General features: G+C 41.0%; 15 protein-coding genes. 10 read left to right on the top strand and 5 right to left on the bottom strand.

The window, feature by feature from the left end; translation table 11 throughout:
- Positions 1-70: 70 nt before the first annotated feature.
- On the top strand, positions 71-1714 hold the full coding sequence (locus tag AB3N61_RS04305; protein ID WP_020771138.1) for a TolC family protein: 1644 nt from the start codon (positions 71-73) through the stop codon (positions 1712-1714).
- Positions 1715-1729: 15 nt separating this feature from the next.
- Here the strand turns inward: AB3N61_RS04305 and AB3N61_RS04300 are convergent, their stop codons facing one another.
- The gene (locus tag AB3N61_RS04300; protein WP_020771239.1) at positions 1730-2668 is read right to left on the bottom strand and encodes a cytochrome-c peroxidase; all 939 of its coding nucleotides are present in this window, start codon (positions 2666-2668) and stop codon (positions 1730-1732) included.
- Positions 2669-2822: 154 nt separating this feature from the next.
- Here AB3N61_RS04300 and AB3N61_RS04295 point away from each other — a divergent pair, with 154 nt between their 5' ends.
- From AB3N61_RS04295 to AB3N61_RS04280, 4 genes are all read left to right on the top strand, one after another.
- Positions 2823-4010 (top strand): NAD(P)/FAD-dependent oxidoreductase, encoded by a 1188-nt coding sequence (locus AB3N61_RS04295; RefSeq protein ID WP_367898561.1) that lies wholly within the window; start codon positions 2823-2825, stop codon positions 4008-4010.
- Entirely contained in the window at positions 4007-5002 is a 996-nt protein-coding gene (gene sigJ, locus AB3N61_RS04290) for an RNA polymerase sigma factor SigJ (RefSeq protein WP_367898560.1), read from the top strand. Before AB3N61_RS04295 ends, sigJ begins: the two co-directional genes overlap by 4 nt.
- A gap of 193 nt (positions 5003-5195) precedes the next feature.
- The gene (locus AB3N61_RS04285) at positions 5196-6032 is read left to right on the top strand and encodes an alpha/beta fold hydrolase (protein WP_367899057.1); all 837 of its coding nucleotides are present in this window, start codon (positions 5196-5198) and stop codon (positions 6030-6032) included.
- A gap of 81 nt (positions 6033-6113) precedes the next feature.
- Positions 6114-6704 carry a Crp/Fnr family transcriptional regulator gene (locus tag AB3N61_RS04280; RefSeq protein WP_020771479.1) on the top strand — a complete coding sequence of 197 codons (591 nt, stop codon included), beginning with the start codon at positions 6114-6116 and terminating at the stop codon, positions 6702-6704.
- A 114-nt stretch (positions 6705-6818) separates the two neighbouring features.
- On the opposite strand, the gene AB3N61_RS04275 is transcribed toward AB3N61_RS04280, so the two are convergent.
- Positions 6819-7982 (bottom strand): acyl-CoA dehydrogenase family protein, encoded by a 1164-nt coding sequence (locus AB3N61_RS04275; RefSeq protein ID WP_020771189.1) that lies wholly within the window; start codon positions 7980-7982, stop codon positions 6819-6821.
- A 658-nt stretch (positions 7983-8640) separates the two neighbouring features.
- Between AB3N61_RS04275 and AB3N61_RS04270 the strand changes: the two genes are divergently transcribed.
- From AB3N61_RS04270 to AB3N61_RS04260, 3 genes are all read left to right on the top strand, one after another.
- Complete coding sequence (locus tag AB3N61_RS04270) at positions 8641-9117, top strand: hypothetical protein (RefSeq protein WP_367898559.1); 477 nt, start codon at positions 8641-8643, stop codon at positions 9115-9117.
- A gap of 239 nt (positions 9118-9356) precedes the next feature.
- Complete coding sequence (locus AB3N61_RS04265) at positions 9357-9752, top strand: DUF1761 family protein (RefSeq protein ID WP_020771281.1); 396 nt, start codon at positions 9357-9359, stop codon at positions 9750-9752.
- The gene (locus tag AB3N61_RS04260) at positions 9749-10150 is read left to right on the top strand and encodes a hypothetical protein (protein WP_367898558.1); all 402 of its coding nucleotides are present in this window, start codon (positions 9749-9751) and stop codon (positions 10148-10150) included. Before AB3N61_RS04265 ends, AB3N61_RS04260 begins: the two co-directional genes overlap by 4 nt.
- 8 nt (positions 10151-10158) lie before the next feature.
- Here the strand turns inward: AB3N61_RS04260 and AB3N61_RS04255 are convergent, their stop codons facing one another.
- The 3 genes from AB3N61_RS04255 to AB3N61_RS04245 form a co-directional block, all read right to left on the bottom strand.
- Positions 10159-11331, bottom strand: a complete 1173-nt coding sequence (locus tag AB3N61_RS04255) for a CaiB/BaiF CoA transferase family protein (protein ID WP_367898557.1) — start codon at positions 11329-11331, stop codon at positions 10159-10161.
- 87 nt (positions 11332-11418) lie between these two features.
- Complete coding sequence (locus AB3N61_RS04250) at positions 11419-12282, bottom strand: polysaccharide deacetylase family protein (RefSeq protein ID WP_367898556.1); 864 nt, start codon at positions 12280-12282, stop codon at positions 11419-11421.
- 275 nt (positions 12283-12557) lie between these two features.
- Positions 12558-12935 (bottom strand): SMR family transporter, encoded by a 378-nt coding sequence (locus tag AB3N61_RS04245; RefSeq protein ID WP_036090835.1) that lies wholly within the window; start codon positions 12933-12935, stop codon positions 12558-12560.
- A 144-nt stretch (positions 12936-13079) separates the two neighbouring features.
- Between AB3N61_RS04245 and AB3N61_RS04240 the strand changes: the two genes are divergently transcribed.
- Together AB3N61_RS04240 and AB3N61_RS04235 are read left to right on the top strand one after the other, a co-directional pair.
- The gene (locus AB3N61_RS04240; protein ID WP_367898555.1) at positions 13080-13907 is read left to right on the top strand and encodes an alpha/beta fold hydrolase; all 828 of its coding nucleotides are present in this window, start codon (positions 13080-13082) and stop codon (positions 13905-13907) included.
- 15 nt (positions 13908-13922) lie between these two features.
- Positions 13923-14705, top strand: coding sequence for a helix-turn-helix domain-containing protein (locus AB3N61_RS04235; RefSeq protein WP_020771204.1), 783 nt, complete (start codon positions 13923-13925; stop codon positions 14703-14705).
- Positions 14706-14738: the final 33 nt, after the last annotated feature.

Raw genomic sequence — 14738 nt, 5'->3', positions numbered from 1 at the left:
ACTTTAGATTTTTCGATTTGGCAAATTCTTCCGAAACAAAAACCATGCTCCGTAGGAAGACCAACACACTATGCTTAGGCCTGCAAATATTCCTTGGTTAAGGAAATTTTATCTGCGACTCTTGCTTGTTTGCACTTTTGCTCTTCCGGTTTCCCAATTCGCCCAAGAGTTAGACCCTTCCTTTCAAAATAAGCCCAGAGTTCTTAAGCTCACTTTGAAAGAAGCGGTCAATTATGTCTTAGCGAATAATATCACGGTAAGAAATGCCGGGATGGAATTCGTAAAAGCGGATACTGCCGAGTTAAAAAATCTATCTCAATATGCATGGACGCTGGTCGGCGGTTTTTCGAAAACAAAAACTACTCTTCCTCTGAATAATAATAACGTTCTCTCCGGAACAAAGATCTCGAACGATAGGGTAAACGTCGGGATCCAAAAGAATTTCGAAACCCAGACTTATTTTAGTTTGGAACTCAGTCATACTAGATTCGATGCGGATGCATTCGAAACTCAGGCAGCCGCTTCCAGATTAGGCGCAGTCGGTTCTTATTTAGCGGCCCCTCCCCAATACACCGATGCCCTGACGATCACTCTTGGTCAGGAACTTTTAAAGTATTCTTTCGGCCAAATTGAGAAAGAAAAACAAAAAGTATTAAAACAAAACGCAGTCATTCGTCGAGACGAACTAGTCAATATTCTTGCCCAGCTTGTGGTTAAAACTCTCGTGGATTATTGGAGTTTGAGCGTATTCGATTCTCAAGTTGAAACATTCGACAGGTTGGAAAAAAATACCAAAAATATCCGGGATCTAACGATCAGAAAACGTAACCTTGGTCTTTCCGAAGGGTTCGAGGTGAATCAATGGAATAGTGCCCTTACTCAAACCGAGAACAGTTTGGAAAGAGCAAAACTTGCCAGAGCGGAAGCGGAAAGAAATTTGATCCGTATTTTGAATGTGGACCCAAGTTCTAAAATTTCCGGGATCACCGATCTTCAAGAAAAAGTCCCGAACGATATCAATCCAACTAAGGATTATCAATACGCATTGGATCATAGGATAGACCTGAAAAATTTGATCCGTCAGAGGCAGATCGCAGAACTGGAACTGAAGATCAAGAACGCGGAAGATATGCCTTCCTTAAAGATTACCGGAAGTTATTCCACAAGAGGACAAACATACTTAAATCCTCAGACCAATTATGTGAATCCGGAAACAGGCATGATGTCCTTCCGTTATCCGGAAAAAACTTTAAACTTCGCTCTGTCATATCCTTTATTCGATACTGGGATCCAGACGGATATCAGAGACGCTAAACTTAAATTAGATATCTTGGCAAAACAAGAGACCGAACTTCGGACTCTGATCAAAGAAGAGTTGGATAATAGATATTATGCGATCGTTGCCGGGCAGGAACTTCTGGAAACCGCAAACACTCGTAGAGAAGAGGCGGAGAAGTTTTATAGAGGAGTCCAAGCACGCTTCAATCAGGGAAGATTTACGGCAGTATTGGTAAAATCCGCTTTGGACGGTTTGATCCAAGCCGAGCTACAAGTAGCCCAAGCAAGGATCAACTTTAATGTGGATATCATTCGGTACGAACTGGCAAGGAACTCTGTTTTCGAAAAGTTCGGAGTAAATGTGGATGAAATCGTAGACACGATCATCAAAAACGAAGTAGCGAAAGCCCAACAAGCTACTCCTTCTAATGATTAATTTCGGACTGTTTTATTAAGCTTTTGGAATAGAGGGGATTTCCCACTGGATGGGCTCTCCTTCTAACGCTTTTAAGAATTCGATCAAATCCTTTTTGTCCTGATCCGAAAGTTCCGCAGGTTTTAGCATAGGATCGTGGACCGCCTTGGAATGCCCACCTTCCGCAAAATGGTTCACGGTATCTTCGATCGATCCGAAGATCCCATTATGCATGAAAGTTTTCTTTTTAGTGACGTCCCTTAATGTAGGAGTTCTAACCTTATCTTTGATCCCCGCAAGACCGGTTGTATGCAATTTGGAATCGGAGAAATTTGGTCCTTGGTGACACTGAATACATTTTGCCTTGTTCTGGAAAACGTTCCAACCTCTGATCTGAGCCGGGGTCAAAGCGTTCTCCTCCCCCATCACAAATTTATCGAAGTTGGAATTTTTACTTACGATCGTTCTTTGAAAAGTAGAGAGCGCTAGGACAATCCTCTCTCCGGAAATCTCCGGATCTCCATAAGCTTTTTCGAAGAGTTCCTTATAACCTTGGATAGAAGAAATTCTTTGTACAAGCTTCGTTTCGTTCTGAAACATGAGTTTAGAATGGACTTTTTCTTTTACCAGATCTTCTAATTCTTTTGCTTCAGGATCTTTGAATACGTCCTTATATAATGCCACATTGGTAAGAGATGGAGCAGGATTATGGATCTTGGTCCGAGGAAAACCTTCGGAAGGAGAAGAGGCATTATGACAACTTGCGCAACTTACGTCTTGGTTGAAAGAAAGTCTAGAATCGAAATATAATGTCTTACCTAACTCTACCTTTTCCTGGTTGAACGGATTATTACTCGGATGGATTACACTTTTAACTACAAATCCTTCCAGTTCAGGGATGGGCTTTTTTTCCTTACACGTTATCAAACATAAGATCGAAGCCAAAAAAAGGATCAGGAAAAAAATACGCTTCATAATTCCATATCCAAGATGTGGACAAGAATACCTCTGTCAATCTCCTAATCAGAACCCTTCCAAAAGTCGCTTGAGACCATTTCTCAAAGAAAATCCAAAACATTGTCACAAGAAATGACCCAGATACGTCTTGCCTTTAGAACCGGAGGCAAGTATGTCAAAGAAGAAGGTATTGATCGTAGGAGGAGGTTATGCAGGTATCGCTGCAGCAAACCGATTGTCCCGCAAAAATTCGGAAGTAGATATCACTCTGATCACTGCAGAGCCGACCTTTAGGGAAAAGATCAGAAATCACCAAGTCATCGCAGGAACCAAAGGGAAAGATTTCCAGATCCGTAATTTATTGAGTCCAAAGGTAAAACTTCTGATCCAAAGAGTAGAAAAAATATTTCCGAAAGAGAACAAAGTGCTCTTAGATAACGGGACCTATTTCGAATACGATTATTTAGGTTATACCGCAGGAATGAGAGCCGGAGATCCTGGGACCAAAGGTATCAATTATTTTTCGATCGCAAGTTTTCAGGATTCGGAACGATTAAGAAAAGAATTAAGCCATCGCCCGGATGCGAAAATAACGGTATTAGGCGGCGGACTTTCCGGTATAGAAGTAGCAACGGAACTCGCAGAAAATTATCCCTTAGCGAAAATAACACTTTTGGATTCGGATAAGATCGGAAAAAATTTCTCTTCGAATGCGGTTCTTTATATGAAAGAAGTCCTGAAAAATCTGAAAGTAAACCTGATAGAAGGAGAAAGAGGCGAAGACCTATTGGAAGATAAGATTAAAACTTCCAATGGAACCCAAGTCCTTCACGATTATTGTGTGATTTCCGCAGGACTCGTCGCCTCCGATCTCGGAAAAAATTCCGGATTAGGATCAAATAAGATCGGCCAGGTATACCTGAATGAGTATATGCAAGTTCCTGAATATACAAATATTTTAGGCGCAGGTGACGGGGTAAAAGTTCCGGGAGAAGAATATTCCTATTTGAGAATGGCCTGTGCCACAGCGCTTCCTATGGGAATTTATCTGGCGGAAAGGATCTCCAACTTATTGGGAAATAAATCGAAGATAGGACAAAAACCTTTCCGATTGGCGTATGTAGGACGTTGTGTAAGTTTAGGAAGAAAAGAAGGCCTACTTCAATTCTTAAATTACGACGATAGTCCTACGGAAAAAATTTGGACCGGAAAATTAGGAGCTATTGTGAAAGAGCTTATTTGTAAATTCACAGTCTTCTCTTTTAAGGCCGAAAAATATTTCGATTTTTATGCGATCCCTCAACCTAAAGAAAGACCTTTAGTCAAACAAAACGAAAAATTCGTAACGGCAGAAAAATGAGCGCTCAAGAAAGACTAGATCAATTTATAGAAAACAAAGGTTTGGTCTTCGGGATTGCCTATAAGATGACAGGGAGCGTGGTAGAGGCAGAGGATATAGTGCAGGAGACTTTTCTGAGATGGGAAAGATCCAAAGAAGAAAAGATCAGATCTCCGAAAGCATTCTTATCCACTGTCGCGGCTAGACTCTCCTTGGATTCTTTAAGGAAAGCGAAAAGGAAAAGGGAAACCTATATCGGACCTTGGTTACCGGAGCCCCTGGCTCCGGCACCGATAGAAGAAGAGCCTGATCCGGAAACATTGGATCTGGCGTTCTTACATTTATTAGAAAAATTGAATCCTATCGAAAGAGCGGTTTTCCTACTTCGAGAAAGTTTTGCAATGGAATATGATTCCATCGCAAAAGTTGTCGGAAAAAATCAGGAGAACTGTAGACAGATCCTAAAACGAGCCAAAGAGTCGCTAAAATCGGATCGAAAAAAATACGACGCTCCATCCGAAACAAGAAAGAAGATCTTCCGTGATTTTTTATTAGCATCTTCCAAAGGAAAACCGGAGCTGCTGGTTCCTTTCTTAAAAGAAGAGATCGTTCTTTGGTCCGATGGCGGCGGGAAAGTAAACGCGGCAAGAATTCCGATCATTGGAAAGGAGAGGACCTCTCATTTTTTCATTAGGACAAAAAGTAATAGGTTAAAATACAGATTGGATTTCTATTTCGGAATAGTGAACGGAGCGGAAACGTTGATCGGTTATTACAAAGATCAACCCGCGTATCTGCAAAGCTTCCTTATAGAAGAAGACGGGATATCCAGAATTTATTCCGTTCTTAATCCGGATAAATTAAGTTCAATGCAGAACAAACAAAAGCTGATAGAAGATGGACTGATCTTTCCTTTAGAAAACTTTTTATTATTCCCTCATACTTACAGGAATAAGGTTGCAAAATGGCTAAACCCTGTGGCCAAACTAGTAAAATGGGCCATCGTACGATAGTCGCTTCGCTCCTGAAACAACGGTATCAGACTTTGAAAAAGTAATTAACATAGGATAATCCGTTTATCCATTTATACGTTTCTCCCTTCTTGACTTGAATACATTCTTAGGACAAGATCCAAGTATGAAAAGAACTCTAACAACAAGCCTATTACTCGGTTTGTTACTGATTCAATGTAGTGGAGGAGCAAGGATGGAAACGGTTTTAGAGAACAAAACTTTATCCCCGAAATTACCCAGCGGATATTTTATTTCCAAATTAGGAAGGATCGCCTATTGGATAGAAGGAAAAGGGAAACCGATTTTCCTACTCCATTCCGCGGGACATGATCATAACGATTTTGAATCTATTCTACCAAGTTTATCAGAAAAATATAAAGTGATTTCTTTGGATTGGCCGGGACACGGATTATCCGAAAATCCGCAACCGGCAACATCCGCTTCCGCGGTGGAATATGCCGAAATTTTACCCGAAATGGTCCAACAACTTGCTCCGGAAGGAGGGATTTTTATCGGCAATTCGCTCGGAGGATTCGCTTCCATGAATCTTGCGGTCCAAAGACCGGAGCTTGTAAAAGGACTTGTGATCGTGGACACCGGAGGATTAAACGATCCGGATTGGATCACCAAAAGTTTTGCAGGACTGAAATCCAAGGTTTGGTTTACAGGACTCGTTTGGAACTTCTTCCCGAACCACTATATAAAGATCAGGAACAAATACACAGAGTCCATTCTGACCAGGATCAAGGAGAGAGAAAATGTGGAGGGAGCAAAAGAAGTGAACGCTTCTATTTGGAAAAGTTTTTTGGACGAAAAACATGATTTAAGAGAGAAAGTCTCTCAGATCCAAGCGCCTACGTTAATCGTATGGGGAGAATTTGACCCGGTGATAGATCCGAAACTTGCACTTAGGCTTCATGAAAAAGTAAAAGGTTCGAAACTGGCCTATCTGAAAACCGGACATGTACCTTTTGCCGAAAATCCGAAAGAATTCCTAAAGGTTGCCCTTCCTTTTTTGGATTCCATATAATATTTGGATTTTCCCAATAATTAGATTTGTAAAATTTCCGTTTGCGGACTTTCTTTAGGGAAATCCGTGAACGGGAATTGTATGGATCAGAAAGATCTGCCTTGGGAAAAAATTTATGAGACTGTGAACCGGATCTCTCCCGTCCCGATAGAAGTTTGGAAAAAATCGGAACAACTATATACGATCCGTAAATTAGGATACGGAGATTTTCTGATCAAACAAGGAGCGCAAGCTTCGGAGTTCGCCTTCGTATTCTCAGGAGTTTTGAGAGAATATTATCTCACCAACCAAGGAAACGAGTATATTAAAAGTTTCAATTTCCCGGGAGACTTTACAGGATCCTATTTCGATCTTCTTACTGAACAACCTTCTACCTGCAATATTAGAGCGATCACAGATTGCGAACTTGCAGTCGCAAAATTTTCCGAATTCAGAAAACTATTCTACCAAGATATAGCCTGGGAAAGATTGGGCCGGATATTTGCAGAAAATTTATTCTTAAAAAAAGCAAGAAGAGAATATGAACTCTTAGCGCTCAGTGCGGAAGAAAGATACGATCTACTTTTACAATCCAGACCAGATATAGAAGACCTTATTCCTCAATATCATATCGCTTCTTATCTGGGGATCACGCCTGTGTCATTGAGCAGGATCCGAGCGAAGAGGAAATAAAAAAGGCGCCCAAACTTTGTAGGAACTCCTCCATCACAACTTTCAGGTTTGGAAAATAAAAAAGGCGCCGGGGAAACCGACGCCTTCTTCAAGCTTTGCAATATTAGAAAATTCTTATTTTGCGGAAGCTGCTTCACGGATCACATAAGCTGCGATCTCGTTCTTTTGGATCTGAGTGGTTCCTTCGAAGATACAAAGGATTTTTGCATCTCTCATCAGTTTTTCAACCGGATACTCTTTAGTATAACCGTATCCACCGAAGATCTGAACCGCATCAGTAGCCGCTTTCATTGCAGTCTCGGAGCAATATGCTTTCGCGATTGCGGAATATTTCGGAAGACGAGGATCTTCAGCATCGGACATACGAGCGGAAAGATAGCAGATCTGGCGTGCAGTTTCCACACCGATAGACATATCTGCAAGCATGTGTTGAACCGCTTGGAAGCTGGAAATTTTAGAACCGAACTGCTCTCTTTGACGAGCGTATTTAGATGCATGATCTAAAGCAGCTTGAGCAACACCCACTCCCATAGCAGCAACGTATGGACGAGAAGCGTTCAGAGTTTGAAGAGCGTAGATGAACCCGAGGTTTTCTTTTCCGATCATATTCGCTTCTTCTACCGCACAATCTTCGAAGATGATTTGGCGAGTATCGGATGCACGAATACCAAGTTTATCCTCTTTTTTACCGACGATCAAACCTGGAGTGTCGCGTTTAACGTAGAAGCAGGAAACTCCACGAGTTCCACGGCCTTTATCGGTATATGCAAAAACGGTATAAGCTCCAGCGCTACCACCACCGGTAATCCATTGTTTGGTTCCGTTGATGACCCATTTGTCGCCTTTTTTAACCGCAGTAGTGCTCATACCAGGAACGTCGGAACCTGCGCCAGGCTCGGAAAGACAGAAAGAAACTCCGTATTCTCCGTCAACAACCGGTTGAAGCCATTTTTTCTTTTGTTCGTGGCTTGCACCTTTCATGATTGGAAGGATACCAAGACCTGTATAACCGAAACAAAGGCTGATACCGAGACATCCTCTAGAAAGTTCTTCGGTTACCAAACACTGCTCTACTGAACCAAGGCCCCATCCACCGTATTCTTCGGGGATAGTGAGTCCGTTGACTCCTAATTCGGTTCTCATTCTATTGATAAGTTCTTCTGGATGTTTGTTTTGCTCGTCCCAGTGGATAGCAACTTCATGGGTGATTTCCTTCTTAACGAAGTTTCTGATCGTGTCCCTAATCTCGATCTGCTGCTCAGTCAGTTCCTGATACATTTTTTCCCTTCTTGCGAGAGTTTCTAATCCTAATTTTTCGCGAGGGTCGATTCCATCAAGAAAAACATGCCCGGTGAAACGCCGATTTTAGTCCTAATGGGACAGAATTCCGGGAAATCTCGATATTTTCATCCATTTTGGCGATCTGAAAGCATATAAAAAACAGAACGTTCGTTCTGTCGCAACGTTCCTTTTAAATTTTGCCTGAAATAAATTGAATAACGCAAATCCACCCAATCGTAAGAAAAGAAGTGGAGAGGTCCAAAAGTCATGTTAACAATTGGAACGTAAATGATTCGGTCGGCGCTATCTCTTTCAACAAGTCTTATATTAATTTTTACGTAAAGTTATTGCGCCCTAGGAGTTAGCGCTGTAACACAACCTTTCTTGTACTCGTATGATGGACAGGAATTACGATGGGAACTTTTTTCTCCACCGGATTACGAATAGACAACATCGTGTATATTGTGGATCGGCTTATACATTCATGAAAAATAGTGATACACATTTACTCATTTCCGTCGGCGCTTTCATAACGTTTATTATTGGCTCATTTGTTTTTTCCTTCCTGGACCGTCGTAAGATTCAAAACGAACTTGCAAACCCATCCGGAAAGTTGATCTCACCGAATGATCGTATCATTGTGAACCGGAATAAGATGTTCTTTATCGGGATTGTATTAATCCTTTTTGGAGGGCATTCCGTTCTCTTTGTACGAATTAATACGATTTATATGACAGCGGTTAGTGCAATGTTGGTTATAGGTATTTTTATATTATTATTCTTTCTACTAAAAAGGAAGCCCACCGGTTGGCTTAAATTCTCCGAAGAAGGGATCACTATAGGTTTACGCAACGGCAGTCACACAATTCCTTGGAAATCTTTTCAAACTTGGCGGATTGTCGAGGTATTTGGAAATATATCGGTTCTGATTAACTTAAAAGAGCCTATCTCAGAGTCGTTCCGGATAGAAAGTGGTGAACCAAACTATACGCGGAGAGTTCAGAAAATATTTTCGCAAAACTTTTCTATCTTCGGAGCCCATGTGATGATCCTCTTAGGAATTTGGAATGCAGCACCGGAGGATATTGTTTACACAATAAAAAAATACGCTAACAATATTGACCCGATCTAAAAAGTTTACTCGGCAATCAAAAGTGTAACTATGTCGTGGATTTTACAACCGTTACAAGGGAGTCAGTCGGTTGTGTAGAAAAAACCTATACGACATTACATTTCTCCCCCCTTTCAAAAGAAAATTCCTCATTCCACTTAGTTGGAATTCCAACGATAGAATTTAGATTCGGAAATTTGTTTACTTTAGAAAAGAATACTGGATAAATATTAGCTTAAGTAGTTTGTCAGGGAGACCTCATGACACAAAGTATCGTAGCTCCTATCGTTTCCGGAATGGCAGGATTTATTTGCGCATTTCTTTTTAGCGGTCCTCTTTATTTCGGCCTTTCAAAATTCTTGACCCTTCCTACACAAGAGGAGAAGAAGAATTTAGGAATTCGAATATTTTTGAATTTCTGCGTTTTCTTAACTACCGCTTTTTCTCTTTCTTTAATATTACAATATATGAACCTGCAAAATAAAGCTCATGGGCAATCCATCGCTTTTCTCCTATGGTTCGGATTTATATTCACTTATAGTTCCATCGATGTGATATGGAAGGGCAAACATCTAAAGTTATGGATTTACGAATCGATATCATCCCTAATCACAGTCCAAGTTTTAATGTTTGTTCTATTATGGTTTTATAAATGAAACAAGCTCGTTTTTTTCTTACACTCGATTCTGCCGGAGCATTTGTAGTAGGGACTATTATACTTCTTTTCTCTTCTCTTATTTCAAACTTGGCCGGCTGGGAGGAAAGTTTCACCCGCATGGAAGGTTTTGCGAATTTGGTATACGGTTCTTATTCCGGAACTCTTCTATTGCTCTTCGGAAGAGGGCAACTTCGCCGGATATTCATTGTCGTCTTAATTATAGCTAATTCTTTTTGGGGTTTGCAATGTTTTGTGCAAGTTTGGAGATTGCAAGAAGAAGCCACTTACCTCGGGACCGTTGCACTATTGCTCGAAGGTATTTATCTACTGGCATTAGCTTATTTCGAGGCGAAGTTCGTTTTACCAATTGTTTCCAACTTGTCTAGAGTATCGTAAGTAAAAAACTATATTACCTTATCTTTCTTCAATTCTTCTATCTCGGAGTCGGTATAACCCAAGGAATTTAGGATTTCCCGATTATGCTCTCCATGCTCGGGAGGATCTGTTCGATAAGTCACCTTACTCTCCGAAAAAGGAAACGGGGAACCGAATTGAATATAATCCCCGTATTGTTTGTGCTTACGATCCAGGATCATCCCTTTCTCTTTCATTACCGGATCCTTGGAAACCTCATCCAGTGTTTTGACAGGGGTAAGACATGAATCAGGATTTTGGAATATAGGCTCCAAGTCGGCAAGTGTTTTAGAGGCGAAATATTCCGTTAGGATCTTTTTCCACTCTGCAAAATGTGTTTCTGCAATCGGAGTTTTTTCCAAATGTGTATCAAGCCCGGATTGTCTTAAGAACGTTTTGAAAAACATTTCCTCAAGTGCACCTAACGCGACCCACCGTCCTTCCTTGGTCTTGTACGTGGAATAATTCGGCAGTTTTCCGGATAATAATTCGTTTCCACCTTCCGGATTTTTTCCCGTCGCAGAATAGATGCCTCCGTACAAGGAAACGAATTGTAGGGACGCTTCCATCATAGAGATAGCGATCTTTTGTCCGCGACCTGTTTTTTCGCGATAATACAATGCGGCCAGGATAGAAGATAGTGCGGTTAATGTTCCGCCACCTATATCCGCTAATTGGAATCCGGGGGCCTGCGGATTTTTTCCGGTCTGGTCCAATACTCCGGAGAGGGAGAGATAATTTAAGTCATGTCCCGCAAAATCCTTATAAGCTCCGGAATCTCCGTAACCGTAGATCCCACAATAGATCAGTCTCGGGAATTTTTGTTTTAAATCGTCGTAACCGAGTCCCATTTTGGAAAGTCCGTCGGGACGAAACCCTTCCAATAATATATCAGCATCTTCCAAGAGTTTAAAGAGGATCTCTTTGGACTTTTCTCTTTTGAGATTGAGTGTGATCGCTTTTTTATTTCTGTTCAACATCAGATATAAGGAAGGTGCACCGTTCTCTTTTTTGAACATCACTCTGGTTGCATCCATCGCTCTTGGATTTTCTACCTTGATGATCTCGGCTCCCATATCTCCTAAATACATGGAGCATAACGGACCTGGCAGTAATAAGCTCAAATCGACTACCTTAACTCCAGAAAGTGGACCTTTGTTCATTTTTATGTTCCTGAATATTAAACTTCGGACCTGTTTAGATCCGGAATGTGGAAAGAAAAGTGTTTTTTGTTTTTTAAAAAACGGCGTTCAATCCGAGTCCTCTTCGCTTAACTCTTCGCTAGTTTTTCCCCAACGCCATCGGGTATAATCTTCCGCGGTAGCGAAAGTGTATCCTTCCGATCTCAATTTTTCAATGATAAAAGGTAGAACTTCCTTAGTAGTAGGATGTGTATCATGGAATAAGATCACTACTCCTTGTCCTTCCGCCTTGGATGCTAAGGAGTTATAGATACGATCCATTTTCCTTTTAAACTTTTCATGATCTGGATTGATCTTTGCTCCTTTTTCGTACCATTCTCCTTTGACCCATTCTTTGGAATCTGTCGAGTCAAACTCTTTGGTCCACATGAATATAAATCCTTTACCTTGTAGTGCTGAGCTGACCCTTCTGCGGACTGTTTCGTTCTTTGTTTTGATATAAGGAGAGCCGAAAGGCGGACGAATCCATATTAGTTTTCCGGAATATTCTCCGAGTTCGTTTTGGTATAATCTCTGATTCTCTTCCAATTGGCTTTCTATTTTTTTGGGAGACATGTACGCGAAGTTTTGGTGCCCAAGCGTGTGATTTCCGATCGTATGGCCTTCTTCTTTCATTCGGACGAGTACTGTTTTGTATTTCCGGAAACTATTTCCTTTTGTGCTGGCCTTAGGTAACCAGGCTCCGCATACGAAGAATGTAGCCTTTATGTTTTCTTTTTTAAGTACATCCAATACGTCGGAAGTCCAGTCGGATGGACCATCATCGAACGTTAAGAATGCCGTCTTGGGTGGAAGAGGATCTCCTGCGTAATATCCGATGGGACCTTTATGATCGGCCCGGCTAATTGTAGCAGGTTCGAAACTGGAGCAGTAGGTTAGAAGCAGTACGGATAAGGATATGGTGGTCTTCATAAAACTCATACCATCCTATAAAGTTAAAAAACTTTAAGCTTGGATCGGTTTGAATTTTTAGCTTATTGTCCGGCTACGGGCTTCAGGAGCGAAGCGACTATCCTCCATTAATTAGACTCTAGGAGTAACGATCTTAGTCGTCATTTCAATTCGAGACTACTACTCTCTTCGGGTTATTATTATATAACTTTATAATATATGGTCCTTCTTTGGGCTTGGTTCTATGTCAAAGTCAATTTCTGGCCGATAGAACCGGGACCATTTAAGGTAGGCTCTTAGGCAAACATTTCCGCAGAAGTCAACCATACTCCTGCGAGTATCAAACCGATCCCAGTCCATTGAGTCCAGTTCAGTTCTTCTTTGAAAAATATTGCGGAGGCTACGAGCACTATGATAAATCCCGCGGATGTGAAAAGCGGATAAGCTAACGATAATTTTAATCCGTTACCCAATACCCATCTATAACCCAATAACGCGATCCCAAAAGAAACAAGTCCTGCAAAAAATACAGGATGTAAAAATGCTTTGATCAATCCTTCGATTCCGGAAGCCGTATCCGTTTTATCTCCTAAAGAACTTGCCTTGATCAGAATGTTTGCCAGGGCATTGAAGAATAATGCGACTACGAAAATGATTATCACCGTTAATTTCATCTATCTCTCTCAAGAATTCGATTATTGTTTTCTTGTAATCTCCCCTTAGGAAGAGTGTATTATCCCTCTTTTGGGAATCGGTCGAAACTCCGAATTCCTGTCCATCGAAAGCAAAGGGAATGAAATAGCAAGGGCAAATCTTGAATGGATAGAAAAACATTTAACTTCCGAGGGATCAAACTTTCTTATATAGATTCAGGCAACAAATCCTTGGATCCGATTTTGATCGCTCATGCTAACGGATTTTCCGCAGGTTGTTATTCCTTCTTCATCCAAAAACTTTCCGAAACTTATAGAGTTCTTGCCTTAGATTTTTGCGGTCATGGAGAATCGGAAGCGAACATGGATTGGAAGGATTGGTTTTTCTTTCGAGACCAAATTTTAGCTCTGATTGAAACGGAAAATTTGAAAAATGTTGTGGGTGTTGGACATTCTCTAGGAGGAGCAAGTCTTATTCTTTCTTCTTATAAAAGACCGGATCTCTTTCGTAAAATTTTCGCAATGGACCCGGTGATCTTAAATTTTGCGTATCTTCTTCTTGCCTTAGCCTTCGATACTCCTTTAGCAAAAGGAGCTCTCAAAAGAAGAAGGGAATTTAAAGACTTAGCTCTCGTCAAAAAAGCATATAGAAAGACTCCTACTTTTGTGAATTGGTCCGACGAGGTTTTCGAAGATTATTTGAATTCTTGTTTTAGAAAAGAAGGAGAGAAATGGATCTTATGTTGTCCGCCTGAATTGGAGGCCAAAATTTTCAACTCGGTCAGTTTTTTAAGCTTGTTCCAATATGGAAGGATCAAAACGGAAACTCATATCACTCTCCCTCGAAAATACGAGGTATGCTCCCCATCTGCGGCCAAAAGGATTATTAGAGGAAATTCGAATTCAAGCTTAGAGTTATGGGATAACATTTCCCATTTTTTTCCGTTTGAGCGTCCCGAAAAAACCCTGGAAAGAATCATTCAAAAATTATAATCCGGTATGCGGGAAATGGAAGAGTCTCAGATCGGAACCTTATTTTATTTCGGAGCGAGGGTATTCCTCGCCCAGAAAGGACTTACTACAGATCCTCACTCTCATTATGCGGTTTCCATTTTGATCTCCTTAACTTCTAAGTTTAAAGTGATCGAGGAATCGGGTACCATATTGGAATTCCAAGCTGTAGTTTTGGCTCCCAATACGTATCATACTCTTTCCGCCGAAAATTCGGATCTGATCGTTTTACAGATCGATCCATACGGTATCGACTATGCTTCCATCGCTTCTAGATTCGGGAGAAAGGGAATCTCGGAGATCCCGTTCGAAAATTTGGATCCGGTTCTTTCCAGATGTAAAAATCTATTTCATGAAAAAGTAAATTGCCAAGCCGCGAAGGAACTATTCGAAGATATTCTTGCCTGCGTTGGGACGGAAAAACCTTCCAGAGTTTCTTTGGATCCAAGAGTTTTATCCGCGACAAATCGTATGAAATCCGCTCTTCCAGGTTCTATCTCCGTTCCGGAACTTGCAAAGGAAGCGGGATTTTCAGAAACAAGGTTTATGCATGTTTTCAAATTACAGATGGGTCTACCTGTCAGACAATATCAACTTTGGTTGAGACTTCATGAAGCGGCAAAACTTTTGAAAGAAGGGGGAAATCTAACGGAAGCTTCCCATGCCGCAGGTTTTGCGGACCAAGCTCACTTAAGTCGCACATTCAAAAGAATGTTCGGTGTGCAACCTTCCAAATTTTTAGGATCGAACACGAACGTCACGGTTCATTTTTGTGTTTAAAGCTAGAAAATAATCTAAAAAAGAAAAGCGCCC

Origin of the sequence: Leptospira sp. WS58.C1, from assembly GCF_040833995.1 — a bacterium.
GTDB lineage: Bacteria > Spirochaetota > Leptospiria > Leptospirales > Leptospiraceae > Leptospira_B > Leptospira_B cinconiae.
This window is presented reverse-complemented; position numbering and strand designations above follow the sequence as displayed.

What these genes read in the sequence shown, in the direction of transcription:
- AB3N61_RS04295 (WP_367898561.1), top strand. Translation starts at nt 2,823, where the DNA reads ATGTCAAAGAAGAAGGTATTGATCGTAGGAGGAGGTTATGCAGGTATC.
- AB3N61_RS04245 (WP_036090835.1), bottom strand. Translation starts at nt 12,935, where the DNA reads ATGAAATTAACGGTGATAATCATTTTCGTAGTCGCATTATTCTTCAAT.
- AB3N61_RS04260 (WP_367898558.1), top strand. Translation starts at nt 9,749, where the DNA reads ATGAAACAAGCTCGTTTTTTTCTTACACTCGATTCTGCCGGAGCATTT.
- AB3N61_RS04270 (WP_367898559.1), top strand. Translation starts at nt 8,641, where the DNA reads ATGTTCTTTATCGGGATTGTATTAATCCTTTTTGGAGGGCATTCCGTT.
- AB3N61_RS04305 (WP_020771138.1), top strand. Translation starts at nt 71, where the DNA reads ATGCTTAGGCCTGCAAATATTCCTTGGTTAAGGAAATTTTATCTGCGA.
- AB3N61_RS04285 (WP_367899057.1), top strand. Translation starts at nt 5,196, where the DNA reads ATGGAAACGGTTTTAGAGAACAAAACTTTATCCCCGAAATTACCCAGC.
- sigJ (WP_367898560.1), top strand. Translation starts at nt 4,007, where the DNA reads ATGAGCGCTCAAGAAAGACTAGATCAATTTATAGAAAACAAAGGTTTG.
- AB3N61_RS04265 (WP_020771281.1), top strand. Translation starts at nt 9,357, where the DNA reads ATGACACAAAGTATCGTAGCTCCTATCGTTTCCGGAATGGCAGGATTT.
- AB3N61_RS04275 (WP_020771189.1), bottom strand. Translation starts at nt 7,982, where the DNA reads ATGTATCAGGAACTGACTGAGCAGCAGATCGAGATTAGGGACACGATC.
- AB3N61_RS04240 (WP_367898555.1), top strand. Translation starts at nt 13,080, where the DNA reads ATGGATAGAAAAACATTTAACTTCCGAGGGATCAAACTTTCTTATATA.
- AB3N61_RS04235 (WP_020771204.1), top strand. Translation starts at nt 13,923, where the DNA reads ATGGAAGAGTCTCAGATCGGAACCTTATTTTATTTCGGAGCGAGGGTA.
- AB3N61_RS04255 (WP_367898557.1), bottom strand. Translation starts at nt 11,331, where the DNA reads ATGAACAAAGGTCCACTTTCTGGAGTTAAGGTAGTCGATTTGAGCTTA.
- AB3N61_RS04280 (WP_020771479.1), top strand. Translation starts at nt 6,114, where the DNA reads ATGGATCAGAAAGATCTGCCTTGGGAAAAAATTTATGAGACTGTGAAC.
- AB3N61_RS04250 (WP_367898556.1), bottom strand. Translation starts at nt 12,282, where the DNA reads ATGAAGACCACCATATCCTTATCCGTACTGCTTCTAACCTACTGCTCC.
- AB3N61_RS04300 (WP_020771239.1), bottom strand. Translation starts at nt 2,668, where the DNA reads ATGAAGCGTATTTTTTTCCTGATCCTTTTTTTGGCTTCGATCTTATGT.